The organism is Paenibacillus sp. EC2-1, from assembly GCF_049311625.1.
GTDB lineage: Bacteria > Bacillota > Bacilli > Paenibacillales > Paenibacillaceae > Paenibacillus_AQ.
The window spans coordinates 4,342,504-4,365,473 of record NZ_CP186006.1 but is presented as its reverse complement, the minus strand read 5'-3'; the positions used below and the strand labels follow the sequence as shown (position 1 = coordinate 4,365,473).

Below are 22,970 nucleotides of genomic sequence, written 5' to 3'. Positions count from 1 at the left end.
AAGCCGAAGGCAGCCGGCGATGGTGAGGAGCAAGGCGGATCTGCCATGGACCGTCTGCTCAAGGCCAAAAACCGCAATGCCCGCTAAGCTTTTTAGTAAGTTGCATCACCCTATATCCCGTCTTCAGGCTACTGAGCTTGAAGGCGGGATTTTTAATTACTTACTTCGAAGTAAGTAATTGTAAATGATAGCCCTCGATTGACATAAGTTTAATATATTACCTTTGTTTAAAATTAAAATAAGGCGTAGAGTTGAGTTGTAAGAAGCGATTAACAAAATTTACATCAGGAGATGATTTTTGATGAAAGCTTTGAGATGGCACGGCGTAAAAGATTTGAGATTGGAAAATATTGTAGAACCGAAACCTGCTAAAGGTGAGGTAAAAATAAAAGTTGAATGGTGCGGGATTTGCGGTAGCGACTTGCACGAATATACGGCAGGTCCAATTTTTATTCCGCTGGAAACACATCCGCTGAGTGGAGATAAAGCCCCAGTTGTTATGGGTCATGAATTTTCCGGACAAGTTGTTGAAGTTGGAGAAGGTGTAACTCGAGCAAGTGTTGGAGATCGGGTTGTTGTTGAGCCAATATATGCGTGTGGCACTTGCGAAGCTTGTAAACAAGGCAAATACAATTTGTGCGACAAAATGGGCTTCTATGGTCTCGCTGGCGGTGGCGGTGGTTTCTCTGAGTTCGCTGCTGTACCTGAAGTGATGATTCATAAAATTCCAGAATCGGTATCCTATGAGCAAGGTGCGCTAGTTGAACCATCTGCTGTAGCTCTGCATGCGGTACGATCAAGCAAATTAAAAGTAGGAGACAAAGCCGCTGTATTTGGTACAGGTCCTATCGGACTGCTAGTGATTGAAGCATTGAAAGCTTCCGGCGCTTCTGAAATTTATGCTGTTGAGCTGTCTGAAGAGCGTAAGCAAAAAGCAGCCGAGCTTGGTGCTATTGTCATCGATCCGAAAGAATATGACGCTGTAGAGGAAATTCATAAGCGCACGAACGGTGGCGTTGAGGTTTCCTTTGAAGTTACGGGGGTTCCTCCTGTGTTAACGCAAGCGATTAATGCCACAAGAATTGGCGGAGAAACGATGATCGTCAGCATTTTTGAGAAAGAAGCTTCGATCCACCCGCAAAACATTGTATTAAAAGAACGCACAGTAACGGGCATTATCGGATACCGCGATGTGTTCCCGGCGGTCATCAGCTTGATGGCTCAGGGTTACTTCCCAGCAGATAAATTGGTGACCAAACGAATTAAGCTGGACGAAGTGATTGATGAAGGTTTCGAAGGCCTGCTTCGAGAAAGAAACCAAGTTAAGATTTTGGTGAAAGCTGAATAGAGAACGATGAACCGGAATTCCAAGAAATGTGGAGTTCCGGTTTTTTTATTATGTAAAGACTACATAGGGATTATTCAATAAATAGTCATTTCCTCCATGCTTCAACTAGATATTTCCCGGTTATAACCCCTGTTATAAAGGACATAATGCATGAAGGACTGGACTGTCTTTAACAAGAAAAGAAATTCGTGTGTGGAAATGCTAAGGTACAGATGATACAATAAGAGTCAAAATGATATTCTCAACATTCCTAACTGCCTTTTTAACCTAATAAATGTAGGTGGAATGGAATTCAAGCACCGTATTTGAGGAGGACGAATCATGACAACCAATCAGACAATTGACAACTTGTCCATTGCTACAATCCGGACACTAGCTATTGACGCTATTGAAAAGGCGAAATCCGGTCATCCCGGCATGCCAATGGGTTCCGCACCAATGGGCTACCAACTATTTGCCAAAACGATGAACCATAACCCAGATCAGCCAACGTGGATCAACCGCGACCGTTTCGTTTTATCAGCAGGCCACGGTTCGATGCTTCTTTACAGCTTGCTACACCTTACAGGATACGATGTATCGATGGATGATCTGAAACAATTCCGTCAATGGGGAAGTAAAACTCCGGGCCACCCAGAATTTGGACATACTGCAGGCGTTGATGCAACGACAGGACCACTTGGTCAGGGTGTTGCAATGGCTGTTGGTATGGCTATGGCTGAGGCTCACATGGGTGCTGTTTACAATAAAGACAACTATAAGGTCGTAGACCATTTCACTTATGCTATTTGCGGCGATGGAGACTTAATGGAGGGTGTGTCCGCTGAGGCAGCTTCCATGGCAGGTCATATGAAGCTTGGCAAATTGATCATGCTGTATGATTCCAATGATATCTCCCTTGATGGTGAGCTCAATCTTGCATTCTCTGAAAATGTAGCGAAGCGCTTTGAAGCTTATGGCTGGCAAGTTCTGCGCGTAGAAGATGGTAATGATCTGCCTGCAATCGAGAAAGCAATCTCCGAAGCACAAACTGATCTGAACCGTCCTACATTGATTGAAGTGAAGACTGTGATTGGTTACGGAAGCCCGAACAAGCAAGGTAAGGGTGGACATGGCGGTACTCACGGATCTCCACTTGGCGCTGAAGAAGCTAAGTTGACTAAAGAATTCTACAAATGGGTTTATGAAGAGGATTTCTATGTTCCGGAAGAAGTACGTGAACATTTCGCACAAGTGAAAGAACGCGGTATCGCTTCTTACAAAGCGTGGGAAGAGCAGTTTGCGAAATATAAAGCAGCTTACCCTGAGCTTGCAGCTCAGTTCGAAAGAGCCGTATCTGGCGAACTTGCTGAAGGTTGGGATAAGGATCTTCCTAAATACAGCACAGAAGATAAAGCCGTATCAACACGTATTGCTTCTGGTAAAGCGTTAAATGGCTTGGTTGAAGGCGTACCGAATCTGCTAGGTGGATCTGCTGACCTCGAAAGCTCAACCATGACGCATTTGAACGACTTGGCTTCCTTCACGCCAGAAAGCTACGAAGGACGTAATGTTTACTATGGTGTTCGTGAATTCGCGATGGCAGCTGCAATGAACGGTATCGCACTGCATGGCGGACTTAAAATCTTCGGTGGTACATTCTTCGTATTTACAGATTATCTGCGTCCGGCTATCCGTTTGGCTGCGATCATGAAATTGCCTGTAACGTACGTACTGACACATGACAGTATCGCTGTTGGGGAAGATGGCCCTACTCACGAGCCGATCGAGCAACTTGCATCCCTGCGTATTATCCCTGACTTAACGGTGATCCGTCCGGCTGATGCGAATGAAACTTCCGCGGCATGGGCTTATGCAGCTGAGAACCAAGATCGTCCTGTTGCTCTTGTTCTTACTCGTCAGAACCTGCCAATCCTTGATGCTACAGCGGACAATGCTCGTGAAGGCATTAAGCGCGGTGCTTATGTCGTTGCTGATGCTAAAGAAGGTAAGGCTCAAGCACAGATTATTGCAACGGGTTCAGAGGTTCAACTGGCTGTAAAAGCACAAGAAGCACTTGCTGAAGAAGGTATTCAGGTTCGTGTTATCAGCATGCCAAGCTGGGATCTGTTCGATAAACAGGATCAAGCATATAAAGACTCTGTCTTGTTGCCTGACGTAAAAGCGCGTCTTGCTGTTGAAATGGCTCATCCGTTTGGTTGGGAGCGTTATGTAGGAGACAAAGGTGACATTCTGGGTATCTCCACATTCGGCGCTTCGGCTCCTGGTGATCGTGTCATTGCAGAATACGGCTTTACAGTAGAAAATGTGGTTAGCCGAGTGAAGGCACTCATCTAATCACCCATTCGTTCATCAAGATTAAGCTAGATCTCAGCACCCGCAAATAGCGGGTGCTGATCTATATATACATATTCTTGAGGGGAGAGAAGTAGGTTATGTCGGTATTCAGCAATGTTCAGGTTCACAAGGCAGCTAATATTTATTACGAGGGTCAAGTAACGAGTCGTACCGTCATTTTGGAAGACGGGCAGAAAGTCACGTTGGGGATTATGCTTCCGGGGAATTATGAGTTTGGTACAGCAGGTCCTGAGATTATGGAAATTCTGTCGGGTGATTTGCGTGTTCTTCTTCCAGGAGAGCAAGATTGGCAGGAAATCCAAGAGCCTACGTCTTTCTCTGTGCCTGGGAACTCTTCCTTTAAGCTAGAAATTCGGACAGTAACGGATTACTGCTGTTCCTATCCTGCAGAACTTTAAGACGCGAATATTATACTATTCGCTGTCTGATTCCTCAGGGATTTCTACGATAACGCCTTGATATTCTGGACTCTGGTTGTCCAGCTCAACATCACCAAAGACAGGTTCATCTTTGCTGTTAAGGATACTGTAGTAGGTTGAACCAACAGGATAACGGAAATTGAACTGGGCCACGGTCCAGCCTAATGTGTTAGGCTGTTTGCCAATCTCTTTCATAAAGTAGAAGGGGAGAAAGAAGAGATCACTCTTCGGATTTTTTCCCTTATTCGAATCCACTTTAGCCTGCCATTTCAGTTCAGCATTGCTATTTCGGATTTCGTAGTAGCTGATTAGATCGTTATCAAGCTCAAAATATTTGTCAGCTTTATGTTTAGGGAAATAATAGTTCACCCCTTGCATCTCTAAGTAAGTCCTCTCAATGAGTGGCTTTGGAATCAAGGAAATTCTAGGCGCTTTAATAGCTGCGTTTCGAGCGGTCACTAGCTTGTCACTCTTTAATCCTGCTAAAACTTTTGCGTCCGCTTTAGCGATATACGCGGTCTTAGTAGAAGCATTCCAGTAGATTTTAGCATGGAAGGCGTCTGCTACGGCACGAAGCGGAATCATAGTTTTACCTTTCTTGAGAAACGGTGCAGCATATAGGCTTTTGTTGCTACCATTAATCCTTATATGTTTGCTGCCAGCGGATAGGACAACTGTGGTATCCTTGCTGATCATCGTAATTTGCTTTTTATTGTTGTCGTACTTATAGACATAGTCTCCCAGCGATTTCAGATCGGTTAGCGTGACAAAAGTAGTTCCTTGTCTTATGAGAACATCACCATACGCTTGTTCACTGTTAATGTAAGCCTTGGCAGATAGGGTTTGATTCGTGCTGGGTGAAGCTTGTGCCTGGCCTGGGTTTAGCATGGATGTTAGTAAGGTGGACAACATGGCAGCTGTCATAAGTGGTTTTATCCCTTTAAATTTCATCTTGGTAATTCCTCCCTTCTGTGTATTGGACGTTACATCCTGCGAAAGGTTGCAGACTGAAATGTTCAGGCATATAGAAAAAACCTGCTTTCTATAAGTGCCATCCCTTATAAAGTAAGGAATGACAGTTAAGAAGAGCAGGTATCTTATTTAACACATTTTATGATTGTGATTGACCACCGATCGTCTGGCCGATCCAAGCTTCATAACATTTGACAACAGCTGAAAGATCTTCGTCGCCATAACCTTCACTGGCTCCTGCTTGGAACAAGCTCTTTGCTAGATTTAGCATAGGAGAAGGCATTCCGATCCCATCGGTTAGTGAAGATGCAAGCTTCAAATCTTTGAGCATCAGAGCAAGTGAGAATTGATTGCTGAAGTCGCCCTCGATAATTTTGCGGCCTTTTAATTCCGCGGCTTTACTTCCTGCGGAACCAAGCTGGACGAGTTCGAGAAAATGATCTGCAGGGATTCCTGATTTCGCTGCGATAGCAAATCCTTCGGCAAGAGCAAGGTTGTTAATTCCAACCACCGTATTATGGGCAAGTTTAGCGACTGCACCGCTACCATTGGGTCCCATGTGGATGACTTTTTTACCTAAGGTATCGAATACATCGGCTTGAGCTTCAATGACGGATGCATCACCACCCACCATGAATACGAGTGTACCATCGATCGCAGCAGGCTTGCTGCCTGTCACGGGTGCATCGAGGAATGAAGCACCTTTAGCTGTTACTTCTGCAGCGATTTCCTTCACTAGCGCAGGGGAGACGGTACTGCAGTCGATCACAGTCATGCCCTCTGTAAGCGAGGAGAGAACACCATTCTCACCATAGTAGACATCACGAACGGAATCATCGTTGCTGACCATGGTAATGACAACATCGACTTCTTCTGATGCTTCACGCGGTGTTGGGGCAGTGGAAGCTCCTTGCTCAGCGAGTGGACGGCATTTCTCATCCGTACGGTTATAGACGGTTACTTCGTAATCTTGTTTAAGCAGGTTTGAAGCCATGGGAGCACCCATGGTGCCAAGACCGATAAATCCGATTTTTTTCATCAAATATCACCTTCGTATGTAAATTCGTCGAACGGGTTAATCTTAACATGGGGCTATTCTTTATTCTAGCTGTTTGGTGATGCGGGTTTATCCAGATATGGCAAAAAAGCTTAGCGGTTCACGGGCATAACTTGATCCCTATACCAAATTAAAGTATTCTACTTATAAATGTTGACTCTCTCTAACAAGATAAAACAGGAGGCTATTAGCATGTCTAAAAAAGTGAAGTTTGACTATAGCAAGGCCCTTTCGTTTATTAACCAACATGAAATTGATTATTTGGCTGAGCCGATTCGTACGGCACATGATCAGTTACATAAACAAACCGGCGTAGGCTCGGATTTCCTTGGATGGATTGACCTTCCTTCCGAGTATGATAAAGAGGAATTCGCTCGTATTCAAAAAGCTGCTGCTAAGATCCAGAACGATTCTGAAGTTCTGATCGTTATTGGTATTGGTGGTTCTTATCTGGGTGCTCGTGCAGCTATCGAAATGCTGTCTCATTCCTTCTATAACATTCTTCCGAAGGACAAGCGTAAGACTCCAGAAATTTATTTCGCAGGTAACAACATCAGCTCCACATATGTTAATCACCTGCTTGAATTGATCGAGGGTAAAGATTTCTCAATCAACGTGATTTCCAAATCAGGTACAACAACGGAGCCAGCGATCGCTTTCCGTATTTTCCGTGCAGCACTGGAGAAGAAATACGGTAAGGAAGAAGCACGCAAACGTATCTATGCAACAACCGATAAAGAGAAGGGCGCACTCAAGGAGCTTTCGAATGAAGAAGGTTATGAGTCCTTCATTATTCCAGATGATGTGGGTGGACGTTACTCCGTTCTGACTGCAGTAGGTCTTCTGCCAATCGCGACTGCGGGCATCAACATCGAAGAGATGATGCAAGGTGCGGCTGATGCTGCCAAAGAATACAGCAACCCGAACGTAGCTGAGAATGAAGCTTATCAATATGCAGCGGTTCGTAATGCACTTTATCGCAAAGGTAAAGCCATTGAAATTCTTGTTAACTATGAGCCGTCGCTACACTTTGTTTCCGAGTGGTGGAAGCAATTGTTCGGTGAGAGCGAAGGTAAAGACTATAAAGGGATCTATCCTGCATCCGTAGACTTCTCGACAGATCTACATTCCATGGGTCAGTTCGTTCAAGAAGGTAGCCGTAACATCTTCGAAACCGTGATCCAAGTTGAGAATGTAGCGAGTCATATTACAATTGAATCCGATCCAGACGATCTGGACGGTCTTAACTTCTTGACGGGTAAGACGATGGATTTTGTTAACAAAAAAGCATTCCAAGGAACCATGCTGGCACATACAGATGGCCAAGTTCCAAACTTGATTGTTACAATTCCAGATTTTACTCCCTATTCCTTCGGATATCTGGTATACTTTTTCGAAAAGGCATGCGGAATCAGCGGATATCTGCTTGGTGTGAACCCGTTTGACCAGCCGGGTGTAGAAGCGTACAAGAAGAACATGTTCGCTCTGCTTGGCAAGCCGGGTTACGAGAAAGAGAAAGCCGAATTGGAAGCCAGACTTTCCGAGTAACACCACATCACACATCAGACACAAAAGCTGAAGGAAGCAGTTTTCCGGTATTTTTTATGCCGGGGACTGCTTTCTTGGTAATAAGGGGTTGAAATCGGCATATGCTGGAACGCTACAAAACGGTGCGCTTGGCGGGATCAAAGGAAATTGTCATTAAGAAATCACGGTTTATCGGGCATATTATGCCGGTGGAAACTGAGGAAGCCGCAGTCGCATTCATTGAGGAAATGAAGAAGAAGCATTGGAATGCCACTCATAACTGTTCGGCATATATGATTGGGGAACGGGATGAGATCCAGAAACAATCGGATGACGGTGAACCAAGCGGAACGGCTGGTAAGCCTATTCTTGAAGTCATTCGTAATCAGAAGCTTAAGAATGTAGCTATTGTTGTGACACGTTATTTTGGGGGAATCATGCTAGGAGCCGGAGGGCTGATCAGAGCTTATACAGATGGTGCTGTAGCAGCGATAGAAGCTGGTGAGCCCATCACAAGAGTGCTTCACAGAGAAGTACGAGTTGAGCTCGATTACACTTGGCTTGGGAAGGTTGAGAATGAACTTCGAAGCCGTAACACCCGTATGGGTGAGACGTTGTTCGCAGATAAAGTTACACTCATCTGTCTGCCGGAAGATCAGGAGACGGATGCCTTTATTGCATGGATGGTCGATTTGACTCAGGGACAGTCCGTTATTACGGAGGGAGAGCGGTTCTATTTTATTGAAGGGGAATAATTGATATGGCTAGAAGAGCGGTAGAACGGGAGTTATCTAGGGAGCGTATTTTAGAAGCGGCCAGGCATTTGTTTATTACGAAGGGATACCGGGCCATCTCGATGCGAAGTATCGGGCAGCACCTGGGTTACAGCCACGGGTCCTTATATTATCACTTTAAGGAAAAGGCGGAGCTTTTCTACGCCATTGTCATGAAAGACTTCAACGATCTTGCTTTGCTGCTGAACGAGGCTGCTGGCAGAACACCTTGTGATGGTATATCTAAGCTGGAGCAGCTCTTGCTCGAGTTTATCCGTTTCGGACTGAATAATCCTTATCAATATGAGATTATGTTTATGATTCGAGATGAAGAGCTGCTTGCTTATTGTCGCTCCGAGCAGAGTCGATGTTTTGATATGTTCTCTGCGTTAGTTCGTCAACATTTGCTAGATGATGCTTACTGTGATGAGGAAAGACGGAATTTGCCTCTGACTTTATTTTTGTCTACGCATGGCTTTATATCATTCTATATTCAAGATCGAATTGACTACGAAGAGATTAAACCAGCCGCTGTTGCTCATGTGAAAGTACTATGCCGAAGTTTATATAGCAGAGTTTAACCCCGTCCAAATGTGGAATGGTACAATGCTTGTTACATTTACACTTCAACGAATTACTTCGTTGGAGCGTTGAAACGTCAATTTCCTAATGAAATCAAAGACAGGTGCGTTTTATACGCTACCTGTCTTTTTTGTGTTATCTATAAGATTAACCCTGCATGATTTTAACGTAATATTCACGACAACGTGGACCGTCAAACTCACAGAAGTAGATGCCCTGCCAGCGCCCTAACAATAATTCCCCTTCGGAAATGATGATATGCTGGGACGGCCCGCAAGTGATTGATTTAAGATGAGATGCCGTATTCCCTTCAGCATGCCGATAGTTCGGGTGTTCCCACGGATAGACCTCATCAAGACGCATGATGACATCGCGCTTTACATCCGGATCTGCGTTTTCGTTAATGGCAATGCCCGCTGTCGTGTGGGGACAGTAGATCAGAACGGTTCCGTTTTGTACACTACTCTCTTTGACAAGGTGGGTGATTTCGCGCGTGATATCCCTCATTTCATCGCGTTTTACAGTCGAGAGTTCCATATGATACAGCATGGATCATCAGCTCCTTATGAAATAATGAAATAGGTTTCTTTATATATTACCCGATAAAGTCCAAAAGATGGATTGACGATTACAATCTTCTTTTGGTAAAGTGTGTATAACAATTAATTCCAAGTATACTAATAGGAAATATGAGTTTATCAAGTTGACCGGGCCATCCGGAGGCAGGAGGTACGAATCTTGACAGCACTGATCCGTCATAAAGGTTGGATGTGGGGATTTAGAAGCACCATTTTGCTTTATTTTGCCGTACTCATTGTTCTACCGGTTCTAGGTGTGTATGTGCAGTCACTTTCTGCGGGATGGGGGCACTTTGCTGCTAGTCTGCTCGATCCGATTGCATGGAAGGCCGTATTCCTAACCCTGAAGCTTGGAATGATTTCAACACTGATCAATATATTGATCGGAACAATGATTGCATGGGTCTTGACCAGATATCGTTTTCCGGGAAGGACGCTACTCAATAGTCTTGTTGACTTACCTTTTGCATTGCCAACGGCTGTGGGAGGACTCATGATTCTGCTCTTACTGGGACCAGGGAGTTTGATTGGGCAAGCAGCCGAAGCGCTTGGTTTTGAAATCGTGTTCCACCAACCGGCTATTGTTATTGCGATGGTATTTGTAACATTTCCTTTTGTGATACGTACAGTTCAGCCTCTTTTAGAGGAGATTGATGCATCACAGGAAGAAGCGGCATACACCATGGGGGCTTCGAAAGCGAGAACCTTTCTCCGAGTAATTCTTCCAAGCATGAGTTCGGGAATTATTAGTGGAGGGATGTTGGCCTTCTCAAGGGCTTTAGCTGAGTTTGGAGCTGTTGTACTGGTAGCCGGCAACATTCCTGGCAGAACACTCGTCGCCTCGGTGTTTATTTATGGTGAGGTAGAAAGTGATAATCCGGCGGGCGCAGCGGCTGTATCTGTTGTACTGCTTACCCTGTCATTTGCAATCCTATGGATCATGAACCGGGTGCAGCAGAGGGGGCGGCGTGGATGAGGAGATTATGGATCGGGCTAACGTATTTCGTATTCTTTATTCTTCTAATTGCTCCGCTGTCCAAAATCGTGACGAGTGCATTCAGCGGTGGGTTAACCGGATTAGCGAAGGCAATCGGCAGACCAGAGGCGATGCACGCCCTGCTGATGACAGGAAGCATTGTTGTCATTGTAACGATTTTAAACGCTTTGTTTGGTATCATGTTGGCCCTTTATCTTGTCCGGGCAAGTTGGCTTAGTCATAAGATCAAAAGCTTGCTTAACAGTATCGTAGATCTACCTTATGCGGTTTCTCCCGTTATTGGAGGACTTATGATTGTGCTTATTCTGGGGCCAGATAGTATTATCGGAGGTTTTCTAGAAGGGACCGGATTTAAGGTGGTGTATGCATTTCCGGGAATGGTCATTGCTACACTGTTTGTTACATTTCCATTGATGGTTCGTGAAGTCATGCCCGTACTTCAGGAGATTGGTACAGATCAAGAGCAGGCGGCTTCAACACTCGGCGCTTATGGTTGGCTGACTTTCCGAAAGGTAACTTGGCCGATGATTCGCTGGGCTGTTGTGTATGGCATGGTTCTGACCATTGCTCGCTCACTTGGAGAGTTCGGTGCTGTTCTTGTCGTTTCAGGCAACATCATGAACAAGACACAAACCGCTACAACTTTGGTCTATCAGGATGTAGAGAATTTTAATGTGGCTGCGGCAAGTGGGGTCGCCTTAGTACTGGCTGCTTTTTCAGTAGCTTTATTGCTTCTGATGGAATGGGTCAAAAAGAGAAAGGGTGTGCATTGATATGCATCTACAAGTCCGTGATCTGAATAAACATTTCGGTGCTTTTCATGCTGTAAAAGACGTTAGCTTCGATATTGAGAAGGGTCATTTAATCGGACTTCTTGGACCCAGCGGCGGTGGGAAAACTTCCATCCTGCGGATGCTGGCAGGACTTGAGACCCCAGATGCTGGTCAAATCTCTTTTCATGGTCAGGTCGTGAATGATATTCCACCTCAGGAACGCGGTATTGGTTTTGTATTTCAGAATTATGCTCTATTCAAGCATATGACAGTGTTCGATAATATAGCATTTGGTTTGAAGGTCAAGAAGGCCTCCAAGTCTAAAATTCAGGAAAAAGTGATGGAATTGGTGGAGTTGACTGGTCTTAGCGGATTTGAACGCCGTTATCCCCATCAGTTGTCTGGTGGTCAGCGACAGCGTGTAGCCTTTGCCCGCGCGCTGGCACCGGAGCCCCAGCTATTATTACTTGATGAGCCTTTTGCTGCTATTGATGCGAAAATCCGTCAGGAGCTTCGCTCATGGCTGCGAGAACTCATTGAACGGGTTGGCATCACTTCCATTTTCGTGACTCATGATCAGGATGAGGCGATTGAAGTCGCTGATGAGATTATGATCATTAATCAAGGACGCGTGGAGCAGAAAGGGACACCGTGGGATATTTACAAGGAGCCGGCAACACCGTTTGTTGCCAGCTTTATCGGTGAATCTACGATCGTAGAGAACGCATCTGCCCTGAAAGGCTTTGATGCAACTGGGAATGGACTGCAGGCTCGCGCGTTAATTCGTCCGGAATATATAGAAATTGGCAATGAGCATGATTTTCCGATTCTATCTGCAACAGAGCAGGGGATCGTGAGGCATTTGCATTTTCGAGGTAGTGAATGGCTGATCGAGGTAGAAGTAAATGGACATAAACTCATGACTTATCGCTCACTGGAGAAGGAGACCTTAAAGCCTGGACAAGAGGTGCGTGTGCTTGTACATCGTGCTTACTTGTATCATGATTCGGATAGCTGGATTGAGGAGAATAGGCTGAAGGTAGATCCGATGCCAATCATGATTTAGGTGGAACGAGAGGGGGGGAGAAGATGAGGAAACGGAACATAAGGGGACGTGTTTACCACCCTATCATGATGAGCTTGCTGCTTATGCTTCTCCCAGTTCTGGGAGGCTGTGTGGAGGGGCAAACGGATGTAAAGACCGTATCTGCACAATCCGGTGATAGGACGTTGGTCATTGGTGCATACAGCGTTGCGCGTGATGCTATGGCTGAAATTGTACCCGCCTTTCGTGAGCAATGGTACCAACAGACTGGGGAGCGCATTTCTTTTCAGGAGTCATACGAAGCCTCTGGTACACAGGCCCGTTCAATTGCTGGTGGTTTTGAGGCAGATGTTACCTTGCTGGCACTTGAAGGAGATATGAATAAGCTGGTGAAAGCTGGTCTTGTGAAGCAAGATTGGAATGAGCAGCCCTATAGTGGAATGGTTACACGCTCAATTGTGGTCTTGGGTACAAGGGAAGGTAACCCGAAAGGAATTCAGGATTTCGACGATCTGATTAAGCCTGGTGTGAAGGTGTTGTACCCAAATCCGAAGACGTCGGGAGGGGCACAGTGGGACATCAATGCGATCTATGGAGCGGGGCTTAAACGTTCTGAAGAGCAAGGGAGTAAAGACCCTGCAGCGGCAAAAGCTTTCCTGGAGCAGATTCACCAGAATGTAGAATCTCTTGATAAAAGCGGACGCGCTTCGATGGCGGCATTTGAGTATGGGGTTGGAGATGTCATCGTTACGTATGAGAATGAACTGCTTGCCCGAATTGCCCATGGAGTACCCTATGAAATCGTTATTCCGAAATATACGATGCTGATTGAGAATCCTGCGGCTGTTGTTCATCAGTATGCAGAGGAGCATGGGATGCTTGAAGTAGCGGATGCTTTTGTACAATACTTGCGCTCACCTGAGGTGCAGCAGATTTTTACGAAACATGGTTTTCGCCCGGTAGATGAGACGATTTATGCTCAGAATGTAGAGAAATTTCCTGTGCCAGCCGGGCTGTTTGATATCGAATACCTTGGTGGATGGGAGCATGTACGGGAAACATTGTATTCGAAGCGAGGAATTTGGTACCAGGTCTTGGCTGGATTATAAGATATACGTTCAATGAACTTAGAAGAGGAGCTGACTATAATGCAGCTTCTTTTTTTAAACAATATGATTCATGATTGACAGCGATGATATTCTATACTACCATTACATGCATGAGCATGCATTTATTATTTGAAGCTTAATCATTCTTATTGATGAACAGAATAATATTAGTTTTTTATAAAGAGGAGAGATACCATGAAGGACTTATTTACCCCTTATGAACTGATGGATTTGAAGTTGAAGAACCGAGTTGTTATGCCTCCGATGTGTCAATATTCGGTAACGAATAAAGACGGAATTGCTACGGATTGGCATTATAATCACTATGTAAGTCGGGCTATTGGTGGGGCGGGGCTAATCATTGTTGAAATGGCTGATGTGGAGCCGGATGGCCGAATTACGGATTATGACCTCGGTGTCTGGTCTGATGAGCAGATTCCTGCACTGGCTAGAATTGTAGACGCCTGTCATGCTTATGGTGCTAAAGTGGGAATTCAGATTGCTCACGCTGGTCGTAAAGCGGAAGATGCAGTCGTCCCGGTATCGTCATCTGCAGTTCCTTTTGATGCTAACTCCAAAACGCCACATGCACTAACCACAGAAGAAGTGAAGGCTATGGTTGAGAAATTCCGAATGGGCGTGAAGCGTGCGGTTCAAGCGGGATTCGATGTCATCGAGCTTCACGGGGCGCACGGTTACCTTATTCATCAGTTCCATTCGCCACTGACGAATCTTAGAAAGGATGAATATGGCGAAGATTTAACCCTGTTTGGATCAGAAGTCATTCGCGCAGCTAAGAGTGAAATGCCAGAGGGGATGCCTTTGATCATGCGTATTTCGGCTAAGGAATATGTTGAAGGTGGCTACGGTCTTAAAGAAAGCTTGGTATTTAGCAAAGCCTATAAGGAAGCGGGAGTTGATATTTTCCATATCAGTGCAGGGGGTGAAGGTCCGATCGCAGCAGCTGGAAAGCCGGGAACACATGCAGCGTATCAAGTGCCTTTGGCTAGAGAAATCAAATACAGCTTGAATGTTCCAGTTATTGCGGTGGGCAGATTAGATGAGCCAGTACTGGCTAATGCTGTTATCGGTAATGAGGAAGCAGATCTTGTTGCAGTAGGCCGGGGAATGCTCAGAAATCCATACTGGACGCTCGAGGCAGGCACTCAGCTTCAGAAGGATGCTGGTATTCCTAAACAGTATGCAATGGGGTTTCCTAGACTGAAAGGCTAAGATGTAACAGAAAAAGCCTATTATAGATGGAGAGACTGATTTCTTTGAGAAACAGTCTCTTTTTTTCACAAAGGGGTATAGAGTGTAGTACTATTATATTTATAAAAAAGGAATTTAATAGCCATACGCTCGGGAGATGAATCGAAAGATGGACAATACACATAACAATGATCTTATTACGAATTGGTTGACGTTAACGCATATACAAATGAACGTGACGAATGAATTGGAAGCTAATTTACAGGCCAAGCATGGCTTATCTATAAATGAATTTTATTTACTGTTATTTTTATCAGAGGCCCCCGAGAAAAAGCTGAAATTGCAGAAACTCGAATCTATGGTTGGATTAAGCCAGAGTGCGATCTCCAGACTGGTTAGCCGATTTGAGGCTAAGGGGTGCGGAGCTTTAGAAAGAAAAGCGTGTGATGAAGATCGCAGAAGCATATATACCTCCCTGACTCCAATTGGTGAGGGTAAGCTTATCCGTGCACAAGAAACCTTTAAAGATACGTTGACCGCCGTTTTTCCAGAAAAAGAGGTGGAGGAGCTTCTTGAGCAAATGGTTCAACGGAAGAAGCAAGCTTAAATCTATAAAATAAAGTACGGAAACCTTCGGTAATGTTGTCCTTGAAGCTATGGCCTGCTCTCATTCGAGAAATCGGTTTGTTGAGGAAGAGGAGCTGGCTATAGAAGCAGCTCCTCTTCGATGTCGAAAAGGTGTATTGATTATTATTCAAATGAGGGTGTCATCTGAGATAGGCTGTTTAGATGGTTGCTCTGCGGAGCAGAAAGTAAGATCCAGCTGCGAACAGTACGATGAAGGGAATCAACCAAAGAGCATAATTAGCGGCGGTTTGCTGTACCATCCATTGAAAGATAGTAGGGTACCAGTTCAAATAAGTTGCAAGAAAACCAATGACTGTGATGACGATTAGGCCTATACCATAGATCATAAATAAACCATTGCGTCCCGTACGCTTGTGTGTAGCTGCGATTAATAAACCGAGAAAGTGAAAGAACAATAAGATAATAAATGGGATCCAGAATTGATTAATGAGAGGGCCATCGCTAAGGTAGGGCAGATGAAAGAAATGAAGATCATTTCCCCAAGCGTTCGTCCAGCCTTCTGTAAGACCGAGAAGGAATAGGAGTGCAGCAAATCCGATATTGGTCAGAATAATCATGATGGAGGTTCCCACAAAGAAATCCTTTCTACTGATACTCATACTTAGAGCGAACGGAAATGTCTGAGTCAGTATGATAATCCCAGCTGCCAGCATGTAGATATATATGGAGGCAAGACCACCGGTTATAAGGGGTTCATCTAGAAAGAAGCTGATGATGAGGTTAATGAAGAAGCTAGGGAGAACGACCAGAGAAGGGATGATAAACCAAGACCATTTATCTCTGATGTGCATTTTTAATACACTTGTTACTCGGTTCATTAGACTCGTGCCTCCATTCTCTGGGTTTTTCCGTTAGTTAAATAGATAATTAGCTGTTGCAGCGAAACAGGGGTGAGTTCAAGCCCCAAAGCTTCAGCTTGCTTACGTTTTGAGCTATCCCACTGATCAACGACGGTCGTAGATATCAAATTACCAAAGGATTCACGATGAATGATTTCTTTGCCTGCGGTAAAAGAGTCTATGATATCTTTGTGACCCGCTAAGGTAAATGCCTGCCCGCGAAGCTTTTCGGCCTCCTCATTGATGATTAAGGATCCATTATCAATGACCATCACATGTTCCAGTAGATGACTTACTTCGTCAATTAGATGTGTCGATAGAATGATCGTCCGTGGATACCTTGAATAATCCTCAATTAACCGATCGTAAAAAAGACTACGAGAGACCGCATCAAGTCCCAGATAAGGCTCATCAAATATCGTCAGGGGCGCACGGCTTGCAAGTCCTACAATGATGCCGACAGATGAGAGCATACCTCTAGATAATTTCTTCATTCTACGTTTGAGTGGAAGTCGGAAGTCCTCTGCGAGGGAGAGAGCATACTCATGATCCCAATTTGGGAATATTGCGGCAGAAGTCAGGAGGACGTCGTGAATACGATACACATCAGGATATTTCTGGCTCTCTTTGACGAAACAGATCTGACTGAGGACCCGATTATTCTCGTATGGATCTTCTCCAAACACCTTAAGTTCCCCGTTTGTAGCGAAAATCTGAGCTGTAATCATATGCATAATCGTTGTCTTGCCGGCCCCGTTCCGGCCGAGTAATCCATAAATCTTCTCCGCCTCTATAGAAAAGCTCACGTTATTGACCGCCGTAACATCTCCATACGATTTCGTTAGCTGATTCAATTCAATAACAGTACTCATTTCACACTACCCCCTCTTTCGGATCATTTCCGTTAGTTGTTCGGTCGTGATACCGAGCTTCTCCGCTTCGCGAACCATCGCTACAACATATTCTTCGTAGAATCGTTCCTTGCGTTTATCCATTACCTTCATTCGAGCACCCTCTGCGACAAACATTCCAATCCCTCGTTTCTTGTACAAGATTCCCTCATCAACAAGCATATTGACCCCTTTGGCCGCAGTAGCTGGATTGATCTTGTAGAAGGCCGCAAATTGGTTCGTTGAAAGAACCTGAGACTCCTCAGCCAGTAGCCCTTCTATAATGTCATCTTCAATACGTTCTGCGATTTGAATAAATATGGGTCGGCTGTCGTCCATAATAAAAGCCATTTCTGCATCACCACCAAATTGGTTAACTACTCATGTAACTAACCATACAACCTCTAGAAAAAGGTGTCAATATAATTTTGGATAAATAGGTAAAAACCTTATTCCAGTTGAAAACTGAAATAAGGTTCCTTGTGTAAGTCTGAGGTATAAAGAATAAAGATTTAGCTCGTTGGAGAGAAGCATGGCGTGACTACTCCTTGAGCTTCCCACTCTTCTCTGGTCATTCCCATTCGGATCGAATCGTAGTAGACGCCTTCGTAATAACGACACTTCCGCATACGGCCTTCAAGCTGCATACCGACCTTCTCTGCACAGCGAATCATTCTTGGATTACCTGACCAGGTGGTGATACCAACTCTTGCGATGGTGAGATTCTGGAACAGAAAACCTACCCATAAGGAGAGAGCTTCGGTACCGTAACCACCACTCCAATAGTCGGGGGAATAGATGACGATTCCAGCTTCCAGCCATCGGGTAGCTTGATTCTCCCAGTAATAAGTAACCATTCCGATAATCTGTCCATCAGCCTCAATAAGCAGATCATCCGGCAGATCATCAGAATGGAGGTCCGCTCCCCAGCGTTCTACGAATTGAGCGTATGTTCTGGACTCCAATGGGAAGTAAGGAGCATCATACTTTTTCCATTCCGGCTGCTCGCATCCGTAAATCAGATCATAGAGTATGGGGAAATCATCCACCGTACGTGTCCGCAAAGATATCCGATTCCCGTTTAACATTAGTTGTTTCATGATGTTTGAAAACGCCCCTTATATAATCAAATGATAAATATGATTGTTTCTTAACTTCTTCATTCGGATGGAGCATCCCTTTAAAGAGGTGCTAAGTATGAAGAAATTTATATCTAGTGGAAAGAATTTCAGGTAAGAGGCAACTTCCTTAAAACGTATAACGTTTATCAATAAGATAGCTATAATTACAGATTATGGTGTGAGTAGGAGAGGAGAAGTAATTTCATGAATAAGAAGTGGATGATCGTTGTCTTGGGTTTGACACTCGTTGCTACGGCCTGTGGAAGTCATGGATTAACGGATAAACAGCAAGAACAAAAGAAGACAGATGAGCAAGCACTAGATCCGAAGGAGAGGAAAGCGATTCTTGGTAAGCTCGACCCCAAAATTGTAGAAGCAGAGAATGCATTTGGTCTTCGTATTCACCAAGCATTATCTAAGCTGGAGACGGGAGAGAATGTTCTTATATCTCCTTACAGTTTATCTACGGGACTGGCCTTGGCTTATAACGGAAGTGCAGGGGAAACGGCACAGCAGATGCAAACGGTGCTTGGATGGAATGACATGGGGCTTAAACAGGTGAATGCAGCGAACAGTCAGCTTCGGTCCATTTTAGAGCACGGAGGTGGGGTCACGCTTAATATTGCTAACTCTGTGTGGATTCAGAATGATTTTGTCATGAAAGAATCTTATCTGAATACGGTCAAAGATGGATATGGAGCAGAGGTTAAAGCGACAGATCTAGGTCAGCAGGAATCTATAAATATCATGAATAACTGGGTGAGCGAGAAGACCAATGGCATGATTAAGGAAGTATACAGTAAACCACAGGATGCAAAGGCGATTCTCATCAATGCCGTTTATTTCAACGGAGGGTGGATGGATGAATTCAACCCCCAATTAACAGAAGATAAAGATTTTACGTTAGCAGATGGCACGGTGAAGAAGGTTCCTATGATGAAACAGGAACAGGGATTTGGATACAAGGAAAGCGATAAGTGGCAAGCGGTACGTCTTCCTTATGGGGATGGACGAATGCATATGCTGGTCGTGGTTCCAAGCAAGGATTCGTCCCTAGAGGAGCTTCATAAACAACTGTGGCAGGACCCTTCCGTATGGAGGAGCGACTATGAGTTCGAAACGATCAAGCTGGAGCTACCTAGATTCAAAGCCGAGCTATCCGATAAATTGTCGGAGAAATTGATCGATATCTTGAAGAATGCCGGGATGAAGAATGCTTTTCTTCAGGAAAAGGCTGATTTCAGCGCCATGGCTGAAACCCCATTATATATCCGAAGTATCGGGCATAAAGTGGTAGTGGATGTAAATGAGGAGGGCACAGAAGCGGCTGCGGTAACATCGATTGCAATGCCGACTGGTGCGCCAGAGCCTACAAAGCCTGTTGTGATGACGGTGGATCGTCCGTTTTTCTTCGCGATTGAAGATCGGGATACTGGAGCGTTTCTATTCATGGGGTCGATTATGAATCCGTAGCATATAATACATGATCAAATGTTTCCCATAAATTAGGTAACTTTGTTATAATGGTCGAATAATAACCTCTAATAATTTGTAAATTGAACAACAAGGGGAGTATATGATGTGCCTATATCCATTACGAAGCCGAATTTATTCATTGGATCATCTAGAGAAGCCATCAAGTATGCTCGTGCTATTCACGAACAGCTGAAGAGAACAGTTCAGGTAACACCTTGGTATGGCGGAACATTTGGAGCGAACAGCTATACGATGGAAGCGCTGGAGCGACAACTTGAACATAGCGATTTTGGTGTGTTCGTATTTTCGCCCGACGACGTGGCTTTAATCCGTGGGAAGCATGTATTTGTTACGAGGGATAATACATTATTCGAGATGGGCCTGTTCTGGGGAAGACTGGGAAGGCGAAGGGTGTTCTGTATCGTCCCCGATCATGTGGAGCCTGACGATCAACAGATTCAGGATGTGACGATAAAGGACTATCATCTTTTGTCAGATCTTCAAGGACTTACACTTTTGGAATATGAGCTTCGTACGGATGAGGACTATAAGTCAGCGGTCGATGTCGCTTGCGGGCATATTATGAACGCTATTGAAACGGAATTATTTTATGATAATCCTGCGGAAATCATAGAGCAGAAGGAAGCAGAACTGAAGCGTAAGCAGAGTGTACTTCACTTTTTCTGGGAATATAATCGTAATGTGAACGTTACAGATCAGTCTGAGAAATACCATGCTTTAAGCGAAGCTGTGCGTAACTCGTTGCTACCACCTACACGAGGAGACTTTCGGGTAACGGGGGCCGCATTTTGGAAGAAATCTGGGAATGATGGAATCGCTCAGATTGGGGGTAATGTAGGAAGAGGACGTTTCTTTCCATTTCAAGGAAATGAGAGCAATGGTGGCACGCAGCAATCAATTTACGTGATAGACGTCTATAACAGTGGAAGATGGGCATTTTATCATGAAGAGGAAGTTGCACAGGTGTATGTGTTCTGCTATCCTTTAGGTGTAAACCATGTGTTATCGGTTCATTTTACGGGACATCAAATCCTGTTAGATGAAGAGCTTAGTGAGGTTGTTGAGCATAATCGTGAACTGCTTCGTACCATCAGACACTTAGTTGGAGGGGATTCAATATGAGCAGGAATGAGAAAAGAAAGAATATTGGTAATGCTGGATCCCAGAACGGTCATTGGGTGGTTCGAGGAAGTATTCCGATGGCGGGGGCTTTGAAGCCGCGTGAGCGTTCTGTAAAGCGTCAGACGAAACCAAGTATTTATATCGGACCTTCCGTGGAAGGTACGGACAAGAAGTATGTGAAAGTCATTAGCGGTGTCGTTGATGACAAGAAGCCATCATTCGCTTAATTGGTTATTAAGGAGCCGGATATCCGGCGTAATATATAATGAAAGATAGCCGCTTGGCAGGTTGCCGGGCGGTTTTTTTGGAGATATACCGCTTCACTTGGGATAAGGAGACTAGAGAACAGCATGGATACTTTAACTTTTTTAGGCACAGGAGATGCCATGGGGGTTCCGCGAGTATATTGTGATTGTGATGTATGCAGCGAGGCACGTACTACAGGGAAGAATAGGCGTCTGCGTTCCTCGGCGATGGTGAAGGATGGACAGGATTTATTCGTGATCGACTGTGGCCCCGACTGGCGTCATATGATGGAGGAGCACGGGATGCGGCAAGTTCAGCATATGCTAATTACCCATGCGCATTTCGATCATATTGGCGGCTTGCCGGAATGGGCTGACGCTAATAGATGGCTCGGATGTAAAGGCAATCTGTATGCACCACGCGAAGTGCTGGAGCAGATACAGCGGCAGTATCCTTGGTTATCTGGCCATATGGAGATGATCGAAACCGATTCCGGTATTACACTCTGTGGCTGGAGTATTACCTGCTGGAAGGTCAATCATGGAAAGAATGGCTATTCATATGCCTATCGTCTGGAGAAGAACGGTTATGCGTGGGTATATAATTCAGATTCAATTGCTCTAAACGAAGCTGAGAAGAAGCCCCTTCACGGTCTTGATCTACTCGTGCTTGGCACGAGTTTTGTTCATGAGACTGCAGAATTCTCTACTCGTTCTGTATATGACATGAAGGAGGCGGCAGAGTTACTGATGGAAGTGAAACCGCAGCGTACGATCTATACCCATATGTCACATGATGTGGATGTCACTAAGGACCTAGACCTTCCTCTTCAAACCGAGTTGGCTGTTTCGGGTATGAATGTGAAACTAGGGCATTAGATTGATTGGTGAACAGGGACAGCTATGATACGTTAATTATCATTAAAAAGTATGGCGAAAAATAACCCGATCCTAAACATTTAAGTTTAGGATCGGGTTATTTTTTATGCATATAAGTTGTTATTCTGCATTCAACACAAATTTCTCAAGAGCATGTTTAACGCCATCTTCATTATTGCCAAGCGTGACGTAGTCTGCGATCTTTTTGAGTGGCTCAATGGCATTACCCATGGCGATTCCAAGTCCTGCACACTCAAGCATTTCATGGTCGTTCCAAGAGTCCCCAATCGCAATGGTTTCCTCCAGAGTACAGCCGAAGTGATTCGCAAGGAATGTCAATGCATGGCCCTTTGTCCCTTCTTTATGCATGAACTCCAGGAAATGCGGTTTGGACTTTGTAATATGCATCTGATCGCCAAGCATCTCTTGGAATACCGGGATCAGTTCATCGAGATATGCAGGATCATCGATCATGAGCATTTTAGGTGTAGGCTGTTCAATCAATTTCATAAAATCAGGCTCGATATAATATGGAGCGCGGTTGAGTGCACAATAATCGATCAGCTTTTGATTCTCTTCCTGGGCGTAGATTTTATCGCCGACATAAGTTTGAAGATGTAGATTATGTTCCATGCAGAACGCATACAGTTTCTTCGCACCATCAATAGGAACATAGCGCTCGTATAGAACCTTCTCGTCGAGCAAGTTTTTAATGAGGGCACCTTGATAAGTAATAATGGGTACATTAAGTCCAGTCTGGCGGGCAATCGCTTGAGCGGATGTATAAGCACGACCTGTTGCTAGTGTAACAACAACATCTTTAGCGACAGCTTGTTCGAGTGCTTGCTGTACGCCGGGCGTTACCTCTTTATCATCGTTGATTAGTGTGTCATCGATGTCAATCGCAATCAGTTTGTAGGTAGTCATGAATTTCTCTCCTTTTGTCCTATCTATTATATCTACTTTATCTATCTTTATT

At 44.7% G+C, this 22,970-nt stretch carries 24 protein-coding genes; 16 read left to right on the top strand and 8 right to left on the bottom strand.

Annotated elements, in window-relative coordinates; all coding sequences use genetic code 11:
• Positions 1–301 precede the first annotated feature (301 nt).
• The 3 genes from ACK8P5_RS20350 to ACK8P5_RS20340 all read left to right on the top strand — a co-directional run bounded on the left by ACK8P5_RS20350 (position 302) and on the right by ACK8P5_RS20340 (position 4,104).
• Positions 302–1,348: a 2,3-butanediol dehydrogenase gene (locus ACK8P5_RS20350; protein WP_422658071.1), complete on the top strand. Its 1,047-nt coding sequence runs from the start codon at positions 302–304 to the stop codon at positions 1,346–1,348.
• Positions 1,349–1,669: 321 nt separating this feature from the next.
• Positions 1,670–3,685 (top strand): transketolase, encoded by a 2,016-nt coding sequence (tkt, locus tag ACK8P5_RS20345; protein ID WP_422658070.1) that lies wholly within the window; start codon positions 1,670–1,672, stop codon positions 3,683–3,685.
• Between the two features lie 98 nt (positions 3,686–3,783).
• Positions 3,784–4,104, top strand: coding sequence for a pyrimidine/purine nucleoside phosphorylase (locus ACK8P5_RS20340; RefSeq protein WP_422658069.1), 321 nt, complete (start codon positions 3,784–3,786; stop codon positions 4,102–4,104).
• A 15-nt stretch (positions 4,105–4,119) separates the two neighbouring features.
• Here ACK8P5_RS20340 and ACK8P5_RS20335 read toward each other — a convergent pair whose 3' ends face one another.
• Both ACK8P5_RS20335 and ACK8P5_RS20330 read right to left on the bottom strand, forming a co-directional pair.
• Positions 4,120–5,076 carry a copper amine oxidase N-terminal domain-containing protein gene (locus ACK8P5_RS20335; protein ID WP_422658068.1) on the bottom strand — a complete coding sequence of 319 codons (957 nt, stop codon included), beginning with the start codon at positions 5,074–5,076 and terminating at the stop codon, positions 4,120–4,122.
• Positions 5,077–5,236: 160 nt separating this feature from the next.
• The gene (locus tag ACK8P5_RS20330) at positions 5,237–6,136 is read right to left on the bottom strand and encodes an NAD(P)-dependent oxidoreductase (protein ID WP_422658067.1); all 900 of its coding nucleotides are present in this window, start codon (positions 6,134–6,136) and stop codon (positions 5,237–5,239) included.
• 210 nt (positions 6,137–6,346) lie between these two features.
• Here ACK8P5_RS20330 and ACK8P5_RS20325 point away from each other — a divergent pair, with 210 nt between their 5' ends.
• The 3 genes from ACK8P5_RS20325 to ACK8P5_RS20315 all read left to right on the top strand — a co-directional run bounded on the left by ACK8P5_RS20325 (position 6,347) and on the right by ACK8P5_RS20315 (position 9,035).
• Positions 6,347–7,702 (top strand): glucose-6-phosphate isomerase, encoded by a 1,356-nt coding sequence (locus tag ACK8P5_RS20325; RefSeq protein WP_422658066.1) that lies wholly within the window; start codon positions 6,347–6,349, stop codon positions 7,700–7,702.
• A gap of 101 nt (positions 7,703–7,803) precedes the next feature.
• Entirely contained in the window at positions 7,804–8,436 is a 633-nt protein-coding gene (locus ACK8P5_RS20320) for a YigZ family protein (RefSeq protein ID WP_422658065.1), read from the top strand.
• Positions 8,437–8,441: 5 nt separating this feature from the next.
• On the top strand, positions 8,442–9,035 hold the full coding sequence (locus tag ACK8P5_RS20315) for a TetR/AcrR family transcriptional regulator (protein ID WP_422658064.1): 594 nt from the start codon (positions 8,442–8,444) through the stop codon (positions 9,033–9,035).
• 148 nt (positions 9,036–9,183) lie between these two features.
• Here ACK8P5_RS20315 and ACK8P5_RS20310 read toward each other — a convergent pair whose 3' ends face one another.
• On the bottom strand, positions 9,184–9,585 hold the full coding sequence (locus ACK8P5_RS20310; protein ID WP_422658063.1) for a secondary thiamine-phosphate synthase enzyme YjbQ: 402 nt from the start codon (positions 9,583–9,585) through the stop codon (positions 9,184–9,186).
• Between the two features lie 189 nt (positions 9,586–9,774).
• On the opposite strand from ACK8P5_RS20310, the gene cysT reads away from it, so the two are divergent.
• The 6 genes from cysT to ACK8P5_RS20280 all read left to right on the top strand — a co-directional run bounded on the left by cysT (position 9,775) and on the right by ACK8P5_RS20280 (position 15,357).
• Positions 9,775–10,590: a sulfate ABC transporter permease subunit CysT gene (gene cysT / locus ACK8P5_RS20305; RefSeq protein WP_422658062.1), complete on the top strand. Its 816-nt coding sequence runs from the start codon at positions 9,775–9,777 to the stop codon at positions 10,588–10,590.
• The gene (locus ACK8P5_RS20300) at positions 10,587–11,384 is read left to right on the top strand and encodes a sulfate ABC transporter permease subunit (protein ID WP_422658061.1); all 798 of its coding nucleotides are present in this window, start codon (positions 10,587–10,589) and stop codon (positions 11,382–11,384) included. The genes cysT and ACK8P5_RS20300 overlap by 4 nt, the downstream gene beginning before the upstream one ends.
• A gap of 1 nt (position 11,385) precedes the next feature.
• Positions 11,386–12,450 carry a sulfate/molybdate ABC transporter ATP-binding protein gene (locus ACK8P5_RS20295; protein WP_422658060.1) on the top strand — a complete coding sequence of 355 codons (1,065 nt, stop codon included), beginning with the start codon at positions 11,386–11,388 and terminating at the stop codon, positions 12,448–12,450.
• 23 nt (positions 12,451–12,473) lie between these two features.
• On the top strand, positions 12,474–13,538 hold the full coding sequence (locus ACK8P5_RS20290) for a sulfate ABC transporter substrate-binding protein (protein WP_422658059.1): 1,065 nt from the start codon (positions 12,474–12,476) through the stop codon (positions 13,536–13,538).
• 195 nt (positions 13,539–13,733) lie between these two features.
• Positions 13,734–14,771 (top strand): NADH:flavin oxidoreductase/NADH oxidase, encoded by a 1,038-nt coding sequence (locus tag ACK8P5_RS20285; RefSeq protein WP_422658058.1) that lies wholly within the window; start codon positions 13,734–13,736, stop codon positions 14,769–14,771.
• A 148-nt stretch (positions 14,772–14,919) separates the two neighbouring features.
• Positions 14,920–15,357 (top strand): MarR family winged helix-turn-helix transcriptional regulator, encoded by a 438-nt coding sequence (locus ACK8P5_RS20280; RefSeq protein ID WP_422658057.1) that lies wholly within the window; start codon positions 14,920–14,922, stop codon positions 15,355–15,357.
• Between the two features lie 178 nt (positions 15,358–15,535).
• Here the strand turns inward: ACK8P5_RS20280 and ACK8P5_RS20275 are convergent, their stop codons facing one another.
• The 4 genes from ACK8P5_RS20275 to ACK8P5_RS20260 all read right to left on the bottom strand — a co-directional run bounded on the left by ACK8P5_RS20275 (position 15,536) and on the right by ACK8P5_RS20260 (position 18,227).
• Positions 15,536–16,216 carry a hypothetical protein gene (locus ACK8P5_RS20275; RefSeq protein ID WP_422658056.1) on the bottom strand — a complete coding sequence of 227 codons (681 nt, stop codon included), beginning with the start codon at positions 16,214–16,216 and terminating at the stop codon, positions 15,536–15,538.
• A complete protein-coding gene (locus ACK8P5_RS20270; protein WP_422658055.1) occupies positions 16,216–17,109 on the bottom strand; it encodes an ABC transporter ATP-binding protein in 894 nt (297 codons plus the stop codon). Before ACK8P5_RS20270 ends, ACK8P5_RS20275 begins: the two co-directional genes overlap by 1 nt.
• A 6-nt stretch (positions 17,110–17,115) precedes the next feature.
• Complete coding sequence (locus tag ACK8P5_RS20265; protein ID WP_422658054.1) at positions 17,116–17,478, bottom strand: GntR family transcriptional regulator; 363 nt, start codon at positions 17,476–17,478, stop codon at positions 17,116–17,118.
• 161 nt (positions 17,479–17,639) lie between these two features.
• Positions 17,640–18,227: a GNAT family N-acetyltransferase gene (locus ACK8P5_RS20260; RefSeq protein WP_422658053.1), complete on the bottom strand. Its 588-nt coding sequence runs from the start codon at positions 18,225–18,227 to the stop codon at positions 17,640–17,642.
• A gap of 225 nt (positions 18,228–18,452) precedes the next feature.
• On the opposite strand from ACK8P5_RS20260, the gene ACK8P5_RS20255 reads away from it, so the two are divergent.
• The 4 genes from ACK8P5_RS20255 to ACK8P5_RS20240 all read left to right on the top strand — a co-directional run bounded on the left by ACK8P5_RS20255 (position 18,453) and on the right by ACK8P5_RS20240 (position 21,991).
• A complete protein-coding gene (locus ACK8P5_RS20255) occupies positions 18,453–19,721 on the top strand; it encodes a serpin family protein (RefSeq protein WP_422658052.1) in 1,269 nt (422 codons plus the stop codon).
• A 114-nt stretch (positions 19,722–19,835) separates the two neighbouring features.
• A complete protein-coding gene (locus tag ACK8P5_RS20250; protein WP_422661529.1) occupies positions 19,836–20,867 on the top strand; it encodes a TIR domain-containing protein in 1,032 nt (343 codons plus the stop codon).
• A complete protein-coding gene (locus tag ACK8P5_RS20245; protein WP_422658051.1) occupies positions 20,864–21,094 on the top strand; it encodes a hypothetical protein in 231 nt (76 codons plus the stop codon). Before ACK8P5_RS20250 ends, ACK8P5_RS20245 begins: the two co-directional genes overlap by 4 nt.
• A 123-nt stretch (positions 21,095–21,217) precedes the next feature.
• Positions 21,218–21,991: an MBL fold metallo-hydrolase gene (locus ACK8P5_RS20240; protein WP_422658050.1), complete on the top strand. Its 774-nt coding sequence runs from the start codon at positions 21,218–21,220 to the stop codon at positions 21,989–21,991.
• Between the two features lie 120 nt (positions 21,992–22,111).
• Here the strand turns inward: ACK8P5_RS20240 and ACK8P5_RS20235 are convergent, their stop codons facing one another.
• Complete coding sequence (locus ACK8P5_RS20235) at positions 22,112–22,918, bottom strand: Cof-type HAD-IIB family hydrolase (RefSeq protein WP_422658049.1); 807 nt, start codon at positions 22,916–22,918, stop codon at positions 22,112–22,114.
• Between the last annotated feature and the right edge of the window lie 52 nt (positions 22,919–22,970).

Excerpts from the sequence above, each read along its gene's own strand:
- ACK8P5_RS20350 (WP_422658071.1), top strand. The coding sequence starts at position 302 with ATGAAAGCTTTGAGATGGCACGGCGTAAAAGATTTGAGATTGGAAAAT.
- tkt (WP_422658070.1), top strand. The coding sequence starts at position 1,670 with ATGACAACCAATCAGACAATTGACAACTTGTCCATTGCTACAATCCGG.
- ACK8P5_RS20340 (WP_422658069.1), top strand. The coding sequence starts at position 3,784 with ATGTCGGTATTCAGCAATGTTCAGGTTCACAAGGCAGCTAATATTTAT.
- ACK8P5_RS20335 (WP_422658068.1), bottom strand. The coding sequence starts at position 5,076 with ATGAAATTTAAAGGGATAAAACCACTTATGACAGCTGCCATGTTGTCC.
- ACK8P5_RS20330 (WP_422658067.1), bottom strand. The coding sequence starts at position 6,136 with ATGAAAAAAATCGGATTTATCGGTCTTGGCACCATGGGTGCTCCCATG.
- ACK8P5_RS20325 (WP_422658066.1), top strand. The coding sequence starts at position 6,347 with ATGTCTAAAAAAGTGAAGTTTGACTATAGCAAGGCCCTTTCGTTTATT.
- ACK8P5_RS20320 (WP_422658065.1), top strand. The coding sequence starts at position 7,804 with ATGCTGGAACGCTACAAAACGGTGCGCTTGGCGGGATCAAAGGAAATT.
- ACK8P5_RS20315 (WP_422658064.1), top strand. The coding sequence starts at position 8,442 with ATGGCTAGAAGAGCGGTAGAACGGGAGTTATCTAGGGAGCGTATTTTA.
- ACK8P5_RS20310 (WP_422658063.1), bottom strand. The coding sequence starts at position 9,585 with ATGCTGTATCATATGGAACTCTCGACTGTAAAACGCGATGAAATGAGG.
- ACK8P5_RS20300 (WP_422658061.1), top strand. The coding sequence starts at position 10,587 with ATGAGGAGATTATGGATCGGGCTAACGTATTTCGTATTCTTTATTCTT.
- ACK8P5_RS20295 (WP_422658060.1), top strand. The coding sequence starts at position 11,386 with ATGCATCTACAAGTCCGTGATCTGAATAAACATTTCGGTGCTTTTCAT.
- ACK8P5_RS20290 (WP_422658059.1), top strand. The coding sequence starts at position 12,474 with ATGAGGAAACGGAACATAAGGGGACGTGTTTACCACCCTATCATGATG.
- ACK8P5_RS20285 (WP_422658058.1), top strand. The coding sequence starts at position 13,734 with ATGAAGGACTTATTTACCCCTTATGAACTGATGGATTTGAAGTTGAAG.
- ACK8P5_RS20280 (WP_422658057.1), top strand. The coding sequence starts at position 14,920 with ATGGACAATACACATAACAATGATCTTATTACGAATTGGTTGACGTTA.
- ACK8P5_RS20275 (WP_422658056.1), bottom strand. The coding sequence starts at position 16,216 with ATGAACCGAGTAACAAGTGTATTAAAAATGCACATCAGAGATAAATGG.
- ACK8P5_RS20270 (WP_422658055.1), bottom strand. The coding sequence starts at position 17,109 with ATGAGTACTGTTATTGAATTGAATCAGCTAACGAAATCGTATGGAGAT.
- ACK8P5_RS20265 (WP_422658054.1), bottom strand. The coding sequence starts at position 17,478 with ATGGCTTTTATTATGGACGACAGCCGACCCATATTTATTCAAATCGCA.
- ACK8P5_RS20260 (WP_422658053.1), bottom strand. The coding sequence starts at position 18,227 with ATGAAACAACTAATGTTAAACGGGAATCGGATATCTTTGCGGACACGT.
- ACK8P5_RS20255 (WP_422658052.1), top strand. The coding sequence starts at position 18,453 with ATGAATAAGAAGTGGATGATCGTTGTCTTGGGTTTGACACTCGTTGCT.
- ACK8P5_RS20245 (WP_422658051.1), top strand. The coding sequence starts at position 20,864 with ATGAGCAGGAATGAGAAAAGAAAGAATATTGGTAATGCTGGATCCCAG.
- ACK8P5_RS20240 (WP_422658050.1), top strand. The coding sequence starts at position 21,218 with ATGGATACTTTAACTTTTTTAGGCACAGGAGATGCCATGGGGGTTCCG.
- ACK8P5_RS20235 (WP_422658049.1), bottom strand. The coding sequence starts at position 22,918 with ATGACTACCTACAAACTGATTGCGATTGACATCGATGACACACTAATC.